The following is an 18,039-nucleotide window of genomic DNA, read 5'->3' as shown; positions in this document are numbered from 1 at the left end:
TCGTGCTATCAACAACTATTTTGCCAATTCAATCTTCATATCAACTTCACTATCCAAACTGCTGATTTGTGATAAATCACCATCGACTTTGCCAAGATTAATCTGGTCACCAAACTGTTCAGATTCATCTTCATCTTTAAATAAAATAGTAAAATAATTGGCATCACGTGCGAAGTCAATATCGCCATTTAACCAACCATAATGAACATCCTTTTCATCATAACGTAATGGATCATTCATCACCCCACAATAGTCATGTGTGTAACGGCTAACCTTAACGGTGTAAGGCAACATGCTAATTAGCTGTTTAGAGGATTTGCTATCATTTAGCGTTGCAGGAATTTTTTTATCACCTACCACAATATTAATTTTTGTACCATTTTTAATGACACGTGTTGCAATATTTTTATTGGATGTTTGCATTACTGCGCCGTCTTTGGCAACTTTTCTTTTTCCGCTCTGCTTGGATGAACTGTTCTGGACAACATTGTGATTTGTAATGGCACTATCTTTTTGGGGACGAGTAAAGACGTAGACAACTCCACTTAGCACAATGATAAATATTAAAATTGCTATTAACCAAAGATTTTTTCTAAGTTTCATAGTGATTCTCCTGTTATTTTGAGTTTTAAATTACATGGTCAACCGTTCATCAATTAAATTATTTTTGTTGACACCAGCTGCTGATAACATCTTTTTCAGACCGATGACACCAAAAGCTGGACCAACAATGAAAAACTGACCTGTTTGCAATTCTTCAACTGTCAACATTTCCTTTACTTGTGCCCGATTCAACCGATGGTTTTGAACGACATAATCAAAGTTACCTGTAACGAGTGCTTCAAAATCTTGATGATAGTATCTTTCTGACTCATTTTTCGTAGTCCAAATTACTTTAATCGTGTGGCTATGATGATATTTTTGCGCAATGCTGAGTAGCGGAGCAATGCCCGTACCCATACCAATTAATATTAATGGACTGTCTGATGAACTAGCCTCGATAATTGAGGCAAAACGACCGAACGGCCCCTCCAAAAAAACTTTATCCCCTTTATTGACCAGGTCTAGCTTCTTTGTGAAATCACCTAACTGCCTAATTGTGAAAATGGCCGTGTGTTGATCAATCGGGGCGTTAGAAATTGAGAACGGATGGGCTTCAACCGATAACCCTTTGACATTTTTGAATGATAGGAAAAAGAAGTCCCCTGCTTGAAAATTCGTTTTCGACCGTTCTAACTGAATATTTAATTGAACAACTGTTGGACTAATACTGTGAATGTCAATGACTTCACCAACGGTAACATGCTTGTTCTCAACCAGCTTTTGCCACAAATACAAGCCGAAAATAACAAAACTATACGTATCAAAGGTAAACATAAATAAGGGATAAATGTTAACACGGCCAATAATATGAACATGGATCCAAATCAGAAAGATTGCAACAAGGTTAAGTCGATGAATCCAAAGCGATAGCTGGTGCTTAAAAAAATGTTGCAATGTATTTTTAAGTTGTGCAGCAATCTTGAAACGGTCCACCAGCCAACCAGACATAAATAGAACTGAATATAAAGCAATACCCAGTACCATGAACCATGCTGTTCTACCAGTTAAAACTATTAACTGTCCCATTGACACTAAATAATACCAATGTATAAACCCAACCAATAACGCACCTAATCCCAGCGCACTATGAACAAAATACAAGGCTGGTAACCCGATTAATCGATCTAACCACAGTGGTCTAGTTGACAAATAAACTTCAAACAGCCACCATGAGTAAGCAACAATACCCGCATCAATGAGTATTAACTGATCAATAGCTGAATGTGTCATTGAAGTATTTAAAAGAAGAATCAACGGCATTGGAAACAAAATCAAAGCTACTGACCATGTTACGTAAAGTGCTATGGGATATTTTTTTAACAAATTATTCACTCCTGACACATTCAGTTAGTAACCAATTTTTTGTAACCAACGATTAACCTGATTTCGAGCACTGTCGGCATCGGACCCCTCGATGGAAAATCCAGTCAGAACACGTGCATTTGGATATGTCTTTTTCAAAATAGAAATCGAATCGCCCCAGCCAGAGCCTGCATTGGTTGAAAATGGGACAACGTTTTTATGGTTCAAATTAACTTCATCCATGAATGTTCTTACAATCATTGGCTGTTCATTAAACCAAATGGGATATCCAATGAAAATTGTGTCATATTGAGAAACATCTGGCAACGGATTTTTGATTGCTGGACGCGCATTTTGTTGCTGTTCCCGCTCTGCTTGATCAACTGTTGCCTGATAATTTTTTGGATACGCACGAGTAGGAACAATTTCATACTGATCCCCGTGCGTGTAATCAGCTATAAACATTGACAACCGTTTAGTGTGGCCAATTTTAATATTGACATCTGGATAATTAGTACCTGAACGCGAAAAGTATACAATCAACGTTTTTCCGTTTTTTACATTTTTAGCTGGAACTGATTTGTTTTGATTGGCTTGCTCGCCTGTTGTTTGACTATTTTTCGATTGTAGGACTGGCTTTTTGACACATTAAAAGCTAAAGTGGCTACAAACAACAAAAGCCCAACTACGATAAATAGTGCCTTTCGTTTCATGCTAATTCCTCAACAATCGTTAATTCAGTATACATTCACCAACAGGATTCCAATTATTTTTGCCACAAAAACTTACCAATAGCGCGATCTACTCTCGTATTTTCATGCAGTTGGCTATGTTGTCCTTTTTTGCCTGAAATTTCTAGTTCTTGATAATCTTTATACCTGTCTCGTAGTAAATATTTGAGAGATTTGGCAGAGACTACTGTGACATCGCCATCTGAATTACTACCATCCTGTAAATTACCAAAAATATTTAACACATCAACTTGTTTTTTAGGATAACCTTGTCGATGGTTATTTAAATATTTGAAGTTGCTATCTTGTATTTTTGGTGCACCATTTTTTTGTAATAAATTCTGATTCGGTTTGTCATCGATGCCAACAATACCATCAAAATGTCCAGCAATATTAACTTGCTTTTGAAGGGCAGGTAATTGTTTGTTTTGACCATTAGTGACTTGGTAATACATTGTCGTCAAATTCCCCATTGAATGGCTAACCGTATTGTAACGTTTAATATGATAATCTTTTTGCAGTTTTTGCAAGACATTACCAAACCACTTCTGTGTCACCTTGTAGTTGTAATACTTGTTGTCAACCGAGATAACTTGAATCAATGGTCTTTTTGCACTTGCGGGCCAATAGCCACTAAAACTAACTTTACCCTCTGGTGAAATGGTTGCTGTTAAGACTTTTTTCGCGTCATTATACTGCTCTGCATAGTGAATCATACTATTCGTCGATCTGGCACCTGCACCCCAACCGTGTACATACAATGTAGGAATACTATTTGATCTATCAGCCGTTTCAGGAATTGTACGATGTCTCATCCACAACACCGCACCCCCAATTACAAGTAAAATGATACAAATTAATGTCGTAACACTCAATATTATTTTCTTTCGCATGTTCCCCCCTTAATTCTTGTCACAGGCCGATTACCAAGGCTGTGTCGTTGGTCCAATGGTAAATTCACTTACATTGACGTCACTTGGCTGATTAATTGCAAATGCCACAACTGAAGCGACACGATCAGGAGTAATACCATATTGTTTGTAAATTGCATCAAAATCTTTTGCAGAATTAGCGTCAGTAATAGCACCCAAAAGTTCTGTGTTAATTGCAGCAGGATACAAAGTTGCAGTACGAATATTCGTACCTTCTTGCGCTGATTCCATGCGTAATACTTCCATTAAATCACGAACAGCCCATTTTGTTGCACCATAAACAGCACCCCCAGGATAAGCCTTTAAACCAGCCACGGACGAAGTCGCAATAATATGGCCAGATTTTTGGGCAATAAAATCTGGCAAAACAGCGGCAATACCATTTAAAACACCTTTAATGTTGATGTCAATCATGTCATCCCATTCATCAACCTTTAATGCTGACAATGGGGCAATTGGCATGATACCAGCATTCAAAAAAATGACGTCAACGCGCCCATACTGTTTTTTAGCATATGTCACAAGTGCCGCATTATCAGCTGGTTTACGCACGTCAACTGCCTTATAGATAACTTTTCCACCAGTTCGAGTAATATCAGCAGCAATTTGCTTTAAACGCTCTTCTCTCCGAGCAGCTAACACAATTTTCCCACCTTGGTTTGCTAATAACTTCGCTGTGGCTTCACCAATGCCAGACGATGCTCCAGTAATAATAATAACTTTATCTTGAATTGACATAGATTTTCTCCTTTTGAAATGAGATCTAAATTTCTTTCAACGCTCGATAAATTGGCGTTGAACCACTGTGCATTTTAATAACTTTATTGATCGTGTTAGGTAAAAATAACACTTGATATAATGTCTCGGCCACGTCACCTATAGCATTTTCACCATCCTCTGTCACATTCACCTGAATTGTACCTTTAGCTGGTGTTTCAATTAAGTGACTTATTGTATAAGGAACGTTTGCGTTGTGAACTAGCCAGTAATCAGTCACAAACTTAGCAACATTGTAGTCTGGAATGTCTTTAAGCGTTTCATCCTGCCAATGGTCTGGTTCTAATGAGAAGATAGAACTCAAAACGATAATTCTTTTAATATCATTTTCAGAGGCGGCGGCAATTAGTTTTAAAACACCGTAAATCTCAACTTGAATCAACTGTTGACCACGTGATCCTGCCACAAAATAGACGTAATCAAAACCAGCAATTTGTTTACTTATTGTGCTTTGTTCCGACAAAAGGTCAAAAAATTTATAATGAAGTCTAGCGTGGTGTTCACTTAGACTCGAATTTACTTGATTGCTATTGCTTCTCAAACCAATTTTCACGTCAAAATTTTGATTAGATAACAGTTGAGCAACTAATTGTGTACCAACACGTCCCGTGCCACCAACAACAAATACTTTTTCCATAAGATTAATTTATTCCTCCTCGTAAAGACTAAAAATTTCGTGCGTCAAAATACTAACAAAAGTTTGTTATGCCTAAAAAATATGATCGACAAAAATACAAAAAATGCTCCAAAAAAAATCCATGCACCAGCATAGCTTAACAATAAAAGTGTCACATTGATTTGATTCTTCATCATATTTCACACCAAGCTGTATTTTTCTGACCAAATAAAGCACAAAATGCTATTAATAGATACAGAAATGTTCTCTACTGACGTCTATTTATATTTAAATTTTAAAATACCTTAATTTGTATGTAAAATACTAATATAGTATACTTATGTATACATAAATGTAATACTAAAAACGAGAGGAGCTATTACAGTGGAGTTACGTGCTTTAAAGTATTTTTTAACAGTGATTGAATATCGTAGTATTTCGCATGCTGCACAATTTTTACATATCTCACAACCTGCTATTTCTAGGCAAATGAAAGAGTTAGAATCGGAATTAGGGGTTACTTTATTTATTAGAGGCAATAGGCAAATTGAACTCACAGAAGCTGGATTATTATTAAAAAAACAAGCGCAAGAAATTGATGCACTGGTTTCTAAAACAAAGAATACTTTTTCGGATGACGGCGATCTTAATGGAGATATATATATCGGCGCTGCTGAAACTCACGTTATGAAATATATCACAAATGTCGTAAGATCATTTCACGAAAATCATCCTAAGGTTCGATTTCATTTTTACAGTGCCAATGCTGATGATGTCAAAGAAACTATTGATAAAGGCATCATGGATTTTGGTGTATTAGTTGCCCCAACTAATACGACAAGATATGATAAACTCACCTTCCCTGAAAAAGACACTTGGGGCATTTTAGTTAAAAACAATGACCCATTAGCTAGCTTAAAAACAGTAAAACCAGAGGATTTAGCCAATCGTCCACTGATAATTTCTGAGCAAAAGAAAGTTCAAAAAACATTAGAAGAGTGGTTAAACTTGAATGGTGTGACAGGTAATTTTATTGCAACTTATAATCTACTTTACAATGCAACATTACTAGTTTCATCAGAGGTAGGTATCGCATTTGCTTTGGATAAAATTGTGACTAAATACAAGACACGTGATTCCCTAACATTTGTTCCTCTGCAACCGGCCGTCAAGGCCAATGTTGACTTGATTTGGAAGAAAAATGCTATATTTTCGCCAGTAGCTTCCAAATTTTTAAATTGTTTAAAAAAATCTCTCAAACAAAAAGTGTGATGATTTCATCAATCATCACACTTTTTGTTTTCTGAAATACTTAAGCATAATAAATATCAATCCGCCAATTGAAAAAATCATGGCACCAACCAATGCAAAGCGCACCGATAATGAATTGATAAATAATCCACACACAAATGGCGCAATAGTTGTTCCTAGATTAGTGGCCGTCAAAAAAATTCCATTTGCAAAATCTGGTGCTTCACGGCCCGATTCAAAAATCAAATATTGAAAGACATTCCCCGCAAAGCCAGCTAATACGCCTAACAGAGTTAGTAGTACCCCTGTAGCCCACCAAGTATTTAAAGTAAATAGCAAAGTCATGATAACCACTTGCCCAATGGGTATCACAAACAATGAGCGTCTAATATTTTTTGTCATTAATCGACCAGCTAAAAATGATCCAACAATATTCATCAAGCCATAAACGAGTAAATAAAGACTTGTAACATTCACACTAACATGAGTAATTTGATCAAGAAAATCTGACATGTAACTGAAAAAGCCAAAAGTAGCACCGTTTAACATAATCACAATCGCAATCGCAATTAGCATATCAAACTTTCTCAATACACTTATTTGTTCGCCATAAGCTACTGGTTTAGTAACGGGTAGTGAAGGTATAAAAAATGTAACTCCTAATAGGACAATGAAGTTAATAGCGCCAAAAAATAGCATCGTTACTGAAATAGATGCATGATGGGTTAACATATTAGCAATTGGAACACCCAGAACCATTCCAGCCGAAACACCCATAAACACTTTCGAAATAGCTTTAGGTGACTCTGCTGCTGTCACCGATTCTCCAGCCAATGTGAACGCAATGGCAGTAAATGCTGGCTGGAAAATTGCGGGGATAATTCGTGCTAAGATTAGTATAGAAAAGTTAGAGGCATAGGCAGATACAATGTTACTTACAAAAAAACAAAACATCGACACAAATAACACAATTTTTCTATTAACATGAGACAGCAACAGCGGAATTGTCGGGCCAGCCAATGCAACAGTCAAAGCAAATGCAGACACCAACAAACTCGCTGAGCTGAGACTGACATGGTAACTAGTGGCAATTTCAGGTAAAATGCCAATAATACCCATTTCTGTGTTGATAATGCCAAAAACACCTAGCATTAGTATCGGAATAATAAGTTTGTGACTTTTCATAATTTTCCTTTCAGACGGTTAATAGATATCACAATTAATAAATGATTAGTAAACCTATCTATTGTATAAAGTATTTATACATATGTAAAATACTTATAGTTTATATATATCTATTCTTTTTTGTTATTGGTGGAATTGAATGGAAATAAAAATGATAAGCACTTGTTTTGATAATCCATTGTTACGAAATCAATACTGTTGTTTTCGTATTGGTGAGAAACGGCTCAGACCAGAAAATAAATCATAACCGACCAAAATGCTGCATCATTATACTTCGCTCAGAAGTCAATAAATTAGATTGTTTTTATTCAGCTACTTATACTAAATTTATGATGTGGTTACGATTAGAGATATTAATATATCATCCAATGGCTGATTGCACTTTAACTAGTGTTTTATTTGTCTTCAAATAAACCTTTTCATCTTTCAAAATTGCAATTGGTCTAAAACTCAGACACTTGTGAAATTTTAAGAAACGGGTATTAAAATAAGGCTTCCAAAGACTTTGTGAAAGTTTTTTTGGAAACCTTATTTTTGACACCTTTGAAACGTTGATATAGCGTTACTTTGTATAGCAGCCATTATGTTAACATAAATTGGTATAGTTTATCAATGATGCTACAAATGCCTAAAGAACTTCTTCGATTCTACTTACTCCCAATAAATAGACTTTACTGTTATGGTTGTTTCTGAAAGGATAACTAACCGTACTTGTCAGAGTCAATAATTTCTTTAATTTTTCCATATGCCAATTTCATTAGTGGATATTCGGAAATGCCTTTTTTTTCATCAACAGACATCTGTCTCCAGTTTACCGAAAAAACAGCAATTATGTTCAGCATTAATGCAGCAGCAGCACGGTATTGCGCCTCCGGACTATTTTGCATTATATTATATAAAGAATTTGAGACTGGCCGTATGTCACCGTCCAACTGACGTATACAAATTTGTGCAGTATTAATTTGCACTAATTCCTGATTTGTAAGAATATCAAACTTTAAAATTTTCAGAGCAGATTGTAACCAGTCATTATTTTGGGTATGGTCAAATGCTTCAATGTAGCTAAGAACTAAATTATTCACTTCTCCTTCATACCAAGATGGAAAGCTTTTTAGTGGATGTATAAAATTCTCAAGCACTATGGATGTTGAATAGTTTGGTATTGTCCATAATTTGTCTTTAATCAAAGCCAATGGGTTCCCTTTTGTGAACATAGTTTTATCTTCTGTATTACTAATTGTTACGTGGTTTGTTCGAAAAGGTGAATCATTAGAAAACACATTCTTCAATTCGTGGTTTTCGTATGTTAGATAATAATTATCGGCCATGATAGTCTCATGAAGTAAGAAAGGAACATCCTGATTAAAATCAACACTTGGGTACAATTCTAATAATTTATTTAATACATTTTGAGACGTTATGTCCAAAGCCTGAGTAGCGTATGATTTACCTAAAATATTTTCAAGCCAAATTATTCTTTTAATATTTTCGAGTTTACTGTAAACATCTTTTAAAGTTTCATTAATTTTTTTTGAAAAAGAAAAATGCAATGTAGTTGAACCATCATTAAAAACATCAGATTTAAAATTCAATTGTCGTTTTTCTAGCATAGCTTTAAAAGCATTTAATTTATCATAATATAGCTGCCAGTCTCGGTCACTAGAAGATTTGAAGTCCCAATTAATATCAAATCTTTTCGTGTCAATACTGAAAATTACAGTAATAAACTTCCCAATCACTATTCTAAAACTTGTTTCACTTGTCCATTCCAGGGAACTTGGTTCAATGTGGTCATTTGGAAATATGGTACTTACATTTATGACTTTATGAATACTAATATTTATGATATCTACTGTATCTACTATCACTCTTTGGTCTTGAAGTAATCCAGAAATAATATATTGCTCCTTTTTCAGCGCTGTCTGAATTGTTTCACCTACAGGTATTGTGACCGAGACATTTTTGAGATTATCCACAGCATTTACATTAACTATTCGGGCTTGACTGTTAAAGACTTCAGAAAGGTAGTGAGATGAGGTCACAATTTTCCATATATCCTTTTGATCTACCCGGGTTAGATTGAGTGTGATACTTTTTTGATTTTTATTTTGTTTCTTGAGGCTTTTTAAAATTTGTTTAGCTTGTGTCGGTGAAAAATTTCTATAGTAAGTGGTGTATGGAGTTGTTTCACTTACAACAAAGAAAAGAATTCCTGAGTTTCGTTCATAATACTCTAGCATGTCTTTTTTGAAGGAAAATTTAGGGTGGCTATCAAATGCTTTTTTTTCAGTTCCTTTAACCTGTACAGGAACCTGAAAATCCAAACATTCATTGTTTCTTTTTCCTGAATTGTAAACAAAAATTCCACCATCAACATAAGGAATTTTGTCACTTATATTAATTTCTGGCCTTAATCTAATGTCTGATGATATAATTCTTGCTACTTCAGACACGGCTCTTTGCTCTATTATTTGTTGATCGGTCATTAGATTTATCCATACATTCCATATTTTTTAAGTGAATAGTTATTATTTGCTGACTAATAATAAACAGTAAAAAAAACCAGGCATATTGAGTTGTATTTTTACTCTCGGAAGAAAAAGGTTACAATACTTTTTAAATTTCACAATATTTATCATTGATTAATTTATTATAACGTAATCAGAGAGTTGAGTAGAGTTGGCTAATAACCTGAACTCAAAAAATCCAAGTAATTACATAAAATATAAAGAAAAAAAGTGGATTTTAGTCAGTTTGGATTAAAATAATTTGATTAACATCAATTTATGCGAACAATTAAATACTTTTGATAACTTATGAAAAAGTATGGATTGAACTTTAATATACAATTTGAACGCATATATGACACGCTTACCATGAAATTACTCTTAAAAAAAGATAAAGTAAGAAACTTCATTTATCACAAAAGAGGCGTCTCATTATAATGTATCCGATTGGTCTTTTGGAAATATACGTGAAGATCTTTTAACAAGTTTATACTCGTTATAACGGATTCCCCTTGTGCCAGTTTTCGAATTTGGGACAATGTACTAGGTTGTAGCAAATTTTCAATTACTCGCAGCTCTTCATAGTGAGTTATCCTATGAATAATGAATGTCCCAACTTGTCCCAAAATAATTTTAGGAACATCTTTTGGGCTTTGAGTAGTTAAAAATAAAAATATACCTTTTTTCCTTCCTTCTCTTGCAATTGACACCAGCCCACCATCCTCTTCATAAACACGGGTATATCTGTGAACTTCATCAATAAAAAGAACAAATGGAGTTGCTGAAACTTTGAATTCGAGAACATGATTGGTAATCAAATTAATAATACTGGCTCCAGCTGATCCTGATTTTGATACCTTAGAAGTATTAATATATAGAGATTTTTTATTTTCATCACTCATAAAATAATCAATCTTATCAAAAAGGTTATCATCAGAAGTGTTTGTAACAAAAAAATCATTCACCAATGAGGAATTTAAAAAATAACCGACTTTTTTTATTAACCAAATACTAGCGTTATACAAATTTCCATCTCTTTCAAAACAGTAACCGCCTTTTTCTTTACTTAACTTTTGTTTAACAGCTTCATGTTTAATTTGCTCCGTTAGCAAATTAAAGTCAAATTTCCTGGAAGTCACACTGTTAATTTTTGGTTGCAAAGAAGAGACACTTTGGTGTTCCTTGATTAATCCACCCGTCTCGCTTATGCTATTTTGAAATCGTAACGAAGAAATTGCGTTTGCAAGTACGGCGGCTTTTCCTGAATCTTCACTATCTGATAGATTAAAAAAATTAACCCAAAACAAATCGTCTATATCTTCTGCTCAGAAGTCAATAAATTGGACTATTTTTATTCAGTTAATTAGGCAACATTTGAGATACGATTATTATTATAAAAATTGATAGTCCAACCAATGGCTGCTTGGACTTCAGTTAATGTTTGGTATGCCTTCAAATGAACCTCTTCACGCTTCAATATTGAATGAAACGCTTCCATACGGCCATTATCGTACGGATGTGCTCAAAGGTCAATAAATTAGACTATTTTTATTCAGGTGTTCGTTTTAATTTTATAATCTACCTATTTATTTTTGTAATCCAGCAATTACTTCATTGATTTTCGATTCAATATCATTCAATGGAACCATGTACCATTCCGTAGCTTTTTTTAAATTTCCATCCTGAAAGTCGATTTGTTTGTCTTGGAATGTGTGATGAAGGGCACGCTCAAGCAGCTGAGCGTTCACATTTTGCACTTCAGCAGAAAGCATAATTTTTACAGGTGCATTTAAATAGGTTACGTCATTTTCTGCATTAGCAATTCTACTCTCAACATCATTTCGAGTGAATCCGATTTTATAAAGATTGGTCCATTTACTAATATCCGGATTCTTACTTAATGACTTCAGCACGTAGATATAACCCGTCGTAAACTCTTCTCCAAAAATTTCAGCCAACGTTTCCTCATCTACCGGTTCTGTCACCATCCGTCCATGACGTTCAGTCGAATAAAGAGACGAAGCTAGAGATTGTAACAACAGATTCTTGTTCTCTGTCCCATTTTCATAAACAACATGCATTCGGGCATTTGTTTTCCCATTATCAGCTATAAATGTATCCCTTGAAATGGAAACAATATACATCATTACACCATTTTGAATGTAGAATCTGTTTTCATGAATATCATACTGTTCAAACGGAATAATTTTTCGTCTGCCTGAAGCGATATCTGCATGCATTTGATCGAATAACCTCTTATACTTCTCAAAGTGACTCGCATGTTTTCTGCGGCCAATTTTGTCAGCAGCATTCACGGTTCTTCGATATCGAGAAACATCCAACAAGTCTGAAAAATCGTCAATCATATCGTCTGACCCTAAGATATCATCCAGATTTAACTCGTCATCGACTTCAACTGAATCAGCAAGAAACTCTCTATCTGGTTCGAATTCCTTATCCAATAAACCAAGAGTGTCATACTTCTTAACCTTCTCGGCTCTTTCAGTTTTTCCTCGAAATCCGCTAAGACGGGCCCACAATGCACGTTCACTAGACCATTCTGGTGTTTTTTTCGGCTCTCGTCCGTTTTCATTCACAAAGTCTGTAATCGCCTGAAATTTGGCAACTTCAGGGTCTTGTTTTATAACTTTCTTTTTTTCAACTTGCTTGGTTAAATCATCAAAAGCGTCATCTGTAAAGATGCTGTCTAAACTATTCGCCATCTTCTTTCGCCGCCTCTCTTTCACGTTTTATCTCAGCAAGTCGTAGCAAGGCAAAGGCTAAGTATTTTTCACCATCATCTTTACCATTTCGATTAGGGTTACGACCATTTTCCGCGCGGAATTTTTTAGCAGCTTGGTAGGCCGCAACCAATTGTTCATCAGTGAAATCATACTTGTTTGATGACAGATAATCTTGAATAAAACGAAGTGTCGGTGTATCAATATCGCGACTAATTACTTCATACGCACGCTGGAACGGATTCACTTGATCGATTAAATCAATGTTCAATTCATCAATGTTAATGAAGCGGTCAGCCATCTTGATAATTTCACGATTGCCATCTTCTGACGTTGTCGTTTGCCCTGCTGCGATATTGATATCAGCAACGATATGTTGACGAACCGTTTCTAACTCCTCATTCGTCAACTCCGGATAACGTTCAATAATTACACGTGGAATCAGTGTTTTATTGATCATCTTAGCGTCAGCGCCAGAGACAATTGCATTTTGAATATCCTGGCTTTGTAAAATACTAGATTTCAAATCTTCTCTATCTTTTTCAAGAATTTTTTTTGTGCGTTCCGTAGTATCAGCAGGTTTAAGTCCTCGGATTGAAAGGTCTCCTGGTTTGTCTGGCTTATCATCTTTTGGTTTGAATTTATAAACCGGAGCTAAAACCTGTTGCATAAGTAATGATGCAGAGATTGCTTTCATAATACTATTAACCGCAAAGAGCACTTCATCATCCTGTGCATCTGGTTGAGCAATAAGATTTGTAAACTGTGCATGAGTCTTATTGGGACTGTCACGAGTAACGCGACCAATGATTTGAATCACCTCAGTTAACGAGTTACGATAACCAATTGTCAGTGCATATTCCGCAAACGGCCAATCGAAGCCTTCTTTTGCCATTCCGAGCGCAATAATGATATCAAGCTTATCAAGATCTTTAATGTCATCCGTAATACTTGCTAGGTATGCTGAGACTTTTTCACGTCCTTCTTCATTTACGAGGTCGGCTACTAATAATTTTTTACCATCGGGGCGTTCGATTTCATAAATGCCTTCCTCGTTCTGTGTGATATTACCAGCGTCCGCTAATAAATCAAGTATTTCATCAACTTCTGCGTATTTGTCTTTGGTAGACTCACCCGAGTTAACGTTAGGAATATGGATAATAGATTTCTTGTTGACATCAATTACTTGATCCAAAGCATCAGTATATTTTCCGCGGTAAAAACTATAACCCATCGCAAACGATTTCAGATATTTATATCCTTCCAACTGCTCATAATAAGTATAAGTGACCTTATCAAATTTGTCTTCATCTGCGGGTTCCAAAATCTGTACTGAATCGCCGCGAAAGTATGAACCGGTCATTGCTAAGATGTGGGCATTAGAATTTGACATGATGCTGCGCAAGGCATTGCCTAACACAGAATTATCGTCGCGGCTCACATGATGGAACTCATCAATCGCTAATAACGTGTTGTCAAACAATGAATCGTCCAACTCTTCAAAAGCAAATCGTAGTGTTGCATGGGTTGCAATCAGAATATTATCGCTTGGATCCGCCGAATTCATGAATTTAACAAACTGTTGAACTTTTGACTTTTCACCGCCACCAATTGTTAAATTGTTACTTGGTTTTATTTCCCAATCCCAATAAAAACCCAACTTCGATAATCCATTATCTTTGAACGATTTACCAATAGAGCGTTCAGGGACTGCAATGATAACCTTTTTAATTCCTTGATTATGGAGTTTATCTAAACCAACAAACATTAATGCACGGGATTTCCCAGAAGCTGGTGGTGATTTCACGAGTAAGTATTGCGACGCACGTTTCTCATAAACACGTTCTTGCATTTCACGCATACCGAGGTCGTTTGTTGTTTTCGATTGATTTTTATCAAAATTAATTTCAAATAAATTACTAGTCATGTGATTTCCTTTCCATATAATCCATGATGAGATAGGTAGCATTCAATATATATCTTATTTCATCTTCTCCTAAATTATCAGGAAGATTATGTTTAAACTGTTGGTTTTGCAGCCTTTCATATGAAGAAATTTGTGACATAATTAGTTCTCGAAATTCCTTGGGTTGCTCTAAAAGATAACTACCAATGTTAGGTTTTTGATTTTCAAGAGACTTATTATTTTGAAAAATAGCTTTAAAAAACAATTCCATTGCCAATCGACCATTATCAACCGACTCTCGAAAATATTTCATTGCAAGATTTCTTTGAGCCTTGTACCAAGCTTCAGGCACTCCCTCGTATTCCGAAAATTTTTCTTTAATCTTTTCAACAGTTTTTGTATCTTGTAAGTTTGCCTCATTCGGAAACTTCTCAATTATTTCTTGTAACAAGTCGGAAAGTTCTTCAGGCTTTATTCCCGTGCCACTCTCAACAATATCAGTGAGAAACTGAATGACTTGACTCACTGAGAACATTGATAAGTTTTGTTGAGCGACATTTTGTTTGTTCATCATCTTTGGGGCTTGAGAATATTTGATATCAATGTCATTAGTAGCACCAAAACTATTAGTCAATGACAAGATATCCGCCATTGTATAATTGTCTTTCAAAACGGATGCAATTTTCATTGCCCACGCTCCCGGAATTTGTTCACTCATTTAGTTGTCATCTCCTGATAGAGTTTTAGTAATGTTCCAAGTCGATCTTCATCTGATTCAAATGGACGTTGCTGGTAAGCTCTGTCAACAATACCATCCAGTTCCTCGTGTTTCTTACGTAAAGATTCTGGCATGGTGTCTTTATTGTACAAATCCGCCAACGTACCACCTTCGTATTCTCGTAAATCCAAAATTTCGGTCATTACACGAGCCATTTCATTTTTACGCTGGGTGGATAAATTTTGAATAGGGAAAGTGTTGTAGACTAGACCAGCCGAATATCTATAACGCGTTTCCAGCTTTCCGCCAACGGAGCGCAGCCACACCATGTGCATACGAGATTCTAACAATCCAAGAAGCCACATTGGTGCGTTATAGACTGCTGTAGCAGAATCAGAAACTACAGTATCTTCGCCAACAATACCCATCGGGACAACGCTTCTATTTTCAGAGGAAACACGCGGAATAATAATTGTTTTCATTTCTTTTTTCGAATGTTCACGATTATTACTTATCGCTTGTTCTCTTTGATTTTTTGTAAAAAATTCATATGAGCAATCAACTGCTCCCTGAGCAGACTGACCTCCGTTTTTTCTAAAATTCCGTACTTTTTCGACGCGTTCTGAAATTACTGGGTTATCTTTATGTTCACTGTAGTCCGCTTCATTCATCCACAAAACATATCGATAATCTTGTTTGATTAGTTCAGACGACCCTATATATTTCTTCACCAAATTTGATAGATACGGATATTCTTGAATAAACTCATTTCTCTCTGTTTCATCAAATATGAAGTTGCCACCATCTAATGGTAAACTTCCTAAATAAGCGTTAGGAAAACCAGCAATACTTGAATTTGCAGTAGCAACGATAATTTCATCACCCTCTGTTAGATATGGACCAATACTAGAAACTTTTTTCTTGATATCATCACTAAACAAGAACTTATCTTTGTGTTCGACCTTAGAAGTAAGCCCAATTATCGCAACAGTTACTCCTGCGTTATTTTTAGCGCTATTTGACCACTTAAACGAACCATAGGCAAAAAATATTTGTGCGATTTTAAAAATATCAGGCCATATCATTGCTACTTGTTCCCCTTGAGAGATGGAGTTCGTAGTTACAAAAGCCAAACTTGCATTATATTTTGCTATAAATTTAGCCCCTTTATAAAACTAGCCTGCTATATAATCAATTTTTTTGTATTTTTTATTTCCATCAAGCGCGTATTCTAATTCTTCTTTTTGAGAAGGCGTTTGTTTCTTGGCACCAATATATGGTGGATTCCCCATAATATAAATTTCATCTTCTTTTGAAAAATGAGTTACCTCATCCCAATCAACACGAAGCGAGTTGGCGCATACTATATTCCCGGCATCTTTTAAAGGCAACAACTCAGCGATAGTGCCCGGAATTGCTTCTTCAAGTTCCTTGTTCATCTGATGTTCAGCAATCCATAAAGAAAGTCTCGCCACCTCATGCGCAAAGTCATCCAATTCAATCCCGTTAAAATTGCCAAGATGAATCACTGATAGTGGCATGGAATCATTATTTTGTAAGTCACCCAACAATTGCAAAATCTTGATTTCAAGCCTTCGGATTTCCTTATAAGCAATAATCAGGAAATTTCCCGAACCGCTGGCAGGATCCAAAAACTTGATATTAGAAATTCGTGTCAACAAAGCACTCAGTTCATTGATTATCGTTCTCTTTTTATCGTTTCGTGTTTTTTCAGTAATATCCTTCAGCTCGTTTTCTTCACTGCGAAGTTTTAAGGTTTCAAAAGCTTCTGTCAAATCATCTAAGAATAATGGCTTGATGACTTTCATGATATTCGGCACACTGGTATAGTGCATACCAGCAACATGACGGTCTTCGGCTGATGCAACCGATTGAATCATTGCGCCAAGGATATCGGGATTGATTTCATTCCAATTCAATAGTTCCCCAGCCTCAATAAGCAGTTCTCTTGAAACTTTTGAAAAGTTCAAATCTACATGTGGTTCACCGAATAATTTTCCATTAACATATGGAAACTCGAGTAACCATTCATCTTTGCCGCTGCGGGCTAACTCATTAATATCCAAAATCGCAAATAGCTCTTTGATTACTTCGTTAAAATTCGAACCATCCTCAAGTGTTCTTGTCTTTAGAACATTTGTGAAAGAACCCTTATTCATAATTCCTGTGTCCTCTGCGAATAACAAGAACAGTACGCGAATCAGGAACAGGTTAAATGCATGTTCATTAGCATCTGGATTATCTTTTGCCACCACATCATACAATTTTGCAAAACGTTCAGCTGCTTTACGGTCTGCTGGGTTTTCAGCTTGATAATCAGCCTTCTCAATTCCATTCCAAGCTAAGAAAAAGTCAGCATTTGCTGGCAGTTCTTCAATTGAAATGTTTAGCGTTTCATGTGTTTTCGTATCAATTGCAGCGATATCAGAATAATCGTTTACCAAGATATATCGTGGTTTAGACTTTTTTTCCTTGATTGACTGAGCAATCGCATCAATAGCAATGACAACATCACCTTCGATTTCTGCATAGTGAAGTTTGTTCTTAATTACAAATGTTCCACCGTTATCGAATTTTAATTTTGCACGTGTTATTGATGTTTTAGGAATGTCATACAACGCCAAAAATTGAGTGATGAAATCATCCCCACTATTATTCGAAAGTATTCTTTTTACACCATCTTCAATTTCAGTGATGTTTAAAACTTTATTTTTTGCCATTTACTTAACATTCTCCGCGTCTATCACAT

At 35.6% G+C, this 18,039-nt stretch carries 13 protein-coding genes and 2 pseudogenes; 1 reads left to right on the top strand and 14 read right to left on the bottom strand.

What is annotated here, in order from left to right:
• Positions 1 to 15 precede the first annotated feature (15 nt).
• The 6 genes from HFP47_RS03895 to HFP47_RS03870 form a co-directional block, all read right to left on the bottom strand.
• Positions 16 to 603, bottom strand: coding sequence for a cyclophilin-like fold protein (locus HFP47_RS03895; RefSeq protein ID WP_218925556.1), 588 nt, complete (start codon positions 601 to 603; stop codon positions 16 to 18).
• A 30-nt stretch (positions 604 to 633) separates the two neighbouring features.
• Positions 634 to 1,926, bottom strand: coding sequence for an FAD-binding oxidoreductase (locus HFP47_RS03890; protein ID WP_179876071.1), 1,293 nt, complete (start codon positions 1,924 to 1,926; stop codon positions 634 to 636).
• Positions 1,927 to 1,950: 24 nt separating this feature from the next.
• Positions 1,951 to 2,448: a flavodoxin gene (locus HFP47_RS03885; RefSeq protein ID WP_179876070.1), complete on the bottom strand. Its 498-nt coding sequence runs from the start codon at positions 2,446 to 2,448 to the stop codon at positions 1,951 to 1,953.
• 223 nt (positions 2,449 to 2,671) lie between these two features.
• Positions 2,672 to 3,529 carry an alpha/beta hydrolase gene (locus HFP47_RS03880; protein ID WP_179876069.1) on the bottom strand — a complete coding sequence of 286 codons (858 nt, stop codon included), beginning with the start codon at positions 3,527 to 3,529 and terminating at the stop codon, positions 2,672 to 2,674.
• A 30-nt stretch (positions 3,530 to 3,559) separates the two neighbouring features.
• Positions 3,560 to 4,306 (bottom strand): SDR family oxidoreductase, encoded by a 747-nt coding sequence (locus HFP47_RS03875; RefSeq protein ID WP_179876068.1) that lies wholly within the window; start codon positions 4,304 to 4,306, stop codon positions 3,560 to 3,562.
• 25 nt (positions 4,307 to 4,331) lie between these two features.
• Complete coding sequence (locus HFP47_RS03870) at positions 4,332 to 4,982, bottom strand: NAD(P)H-binding protein (protein ID WP_179876067.1); 651 nt, start codon at positions 4,980 to 4,982, stop codon at positions 4,332 to 4,334.
• A gap of 363 nt (positions 4,983 to 5,345) precedes the next feature.
• On the opposite strand from HFP47_RS03870, the gene HFP47_RS03865 reads away from it, so the two are divergent.
• Complete coding sequence (locus HFP47_RS03865; protein ID WP_218925555.1) at positions 5,346 to 6,233, top strand: LysR family transcriptional regulator; 888 nt, start codon at positions 5,346 to 5,348, stop codon at positions 6,231 to 6,233.
• Between the two features lie 15 nt (positions 6,234 to 6,248).
• Here the strand turns inward: HFP47_RS03865 and HFP47_RS03860 are convergent, their stop codons facing one another.
• From HFP47_RS03860 to HFP47_RS03825, 8 genes and pseudogenes are all read right to left on the bottom strand, one after another.
• A complete protein-coding gene (locus tag HFP47_RS03860) occupies positions 6,249 to 7,397 on the bottom strand; it encodes an MFS transporter (protein WP_179876065.1) in 1,149 nt (382 codons plus the stop codon).
• A gap of 701 nt (positions 7,398 to 8,098) precedes the next feature.
• Positions 8,099 to 9,883 (bottom strand): DUF4365 domain-containing protein, encoded by a 1,785-nt coding sequence (locus tag HFP47_RS03855; RefSeq protein ID WP_179876064.1) that lies wholly within the window; start codon positions 9,881 to 9,883, stop codon positions 8,099 to 8,101.
• A gap of 434 nt (positions 9,884 to 10,317) precedes the next feature.
• On the bottom strand, positions 10,318 to 11,211 hold the full coding sequence (locus tag HFP47_RS03850; protein ID WP_179876063.1) for an ATP-binding protein: 894 nt from the start codon (positions 11,209 to 11,211) through the stop codon (positions 10,318 to 10,320).
• Positions 11,212 to 11,267: 56 nt separating this feature from the next.
• Positions 11,268 to 11,411, bottom strand: a pseudogene (locus tag HFP47_RS03845) (IS3 family transposase); the annotation flags it as partial.
• Positions 11,412 to 11,490: 79 nt separating this feature from the next.
• On the bottom strand, positions 11,491 to 12,627 hold the full coding sequence (locus HFP47_RS03840) for a GIY-YIG nuclease family protein (RefSeq protein ID WP_179876061.1): 1,137 nt from the start codon (positions 12,625 to 12,627) through the stop codon (positions 11,491 to 11,493).
• On the bottom strand, positions 12,617 to 14,572 hold the full coding sequence (locus tag HFP47_RS03835) for a DEAD/DEAH box helicase (protein WP_179876060.1): 1,956 nt from the start codon (positions 14,570 to 14,572) through the stop codon (positions 12,617 to 12,619). Before HFP47_RS03835 ends, HFP47_RS03840 begins: the two co-directional genes overlap by 11 nt.
• A complete protein-coding gene (locus HFP47_RS03830) occupies positions 14,565 to 15,269 on the bottom strand; it encodes a hypothetical protein (RefSeq protein WP_179876059.1) in 705 nt (234 codons plus the stop codon). Before HFP47_RS03830 ends, HFP47_RS03835 begins: the two co-directional genes overlap by 8 nt.
• Positions 15,266 to 18,010 (bottom strand): annotated as a pseudogene (locus HFP47_RS03825) (class I SAM-dependent DNA methyltransferase). The gene HFP47_RS03830 and the pseudogene HFP47_RS03825 overlap by 4 nt, the downstream one beginning before the upstream one ends.
• Positions 18,011 to 18,039: the final 29 nt, after the last annotated feature.

The organism is Leuconostoc sp. DB-1 (genome assembly GCF_013414845.1).
GTDB lineage: Bacteria > Bacillota > Bacilli > Lactobacillales > Lactobacillaceae > Leuconostoc > Leuconostoc mesenteroides.
This window is presented reverse-complemented; position numbering and strand designations above follow the sequence as displayed.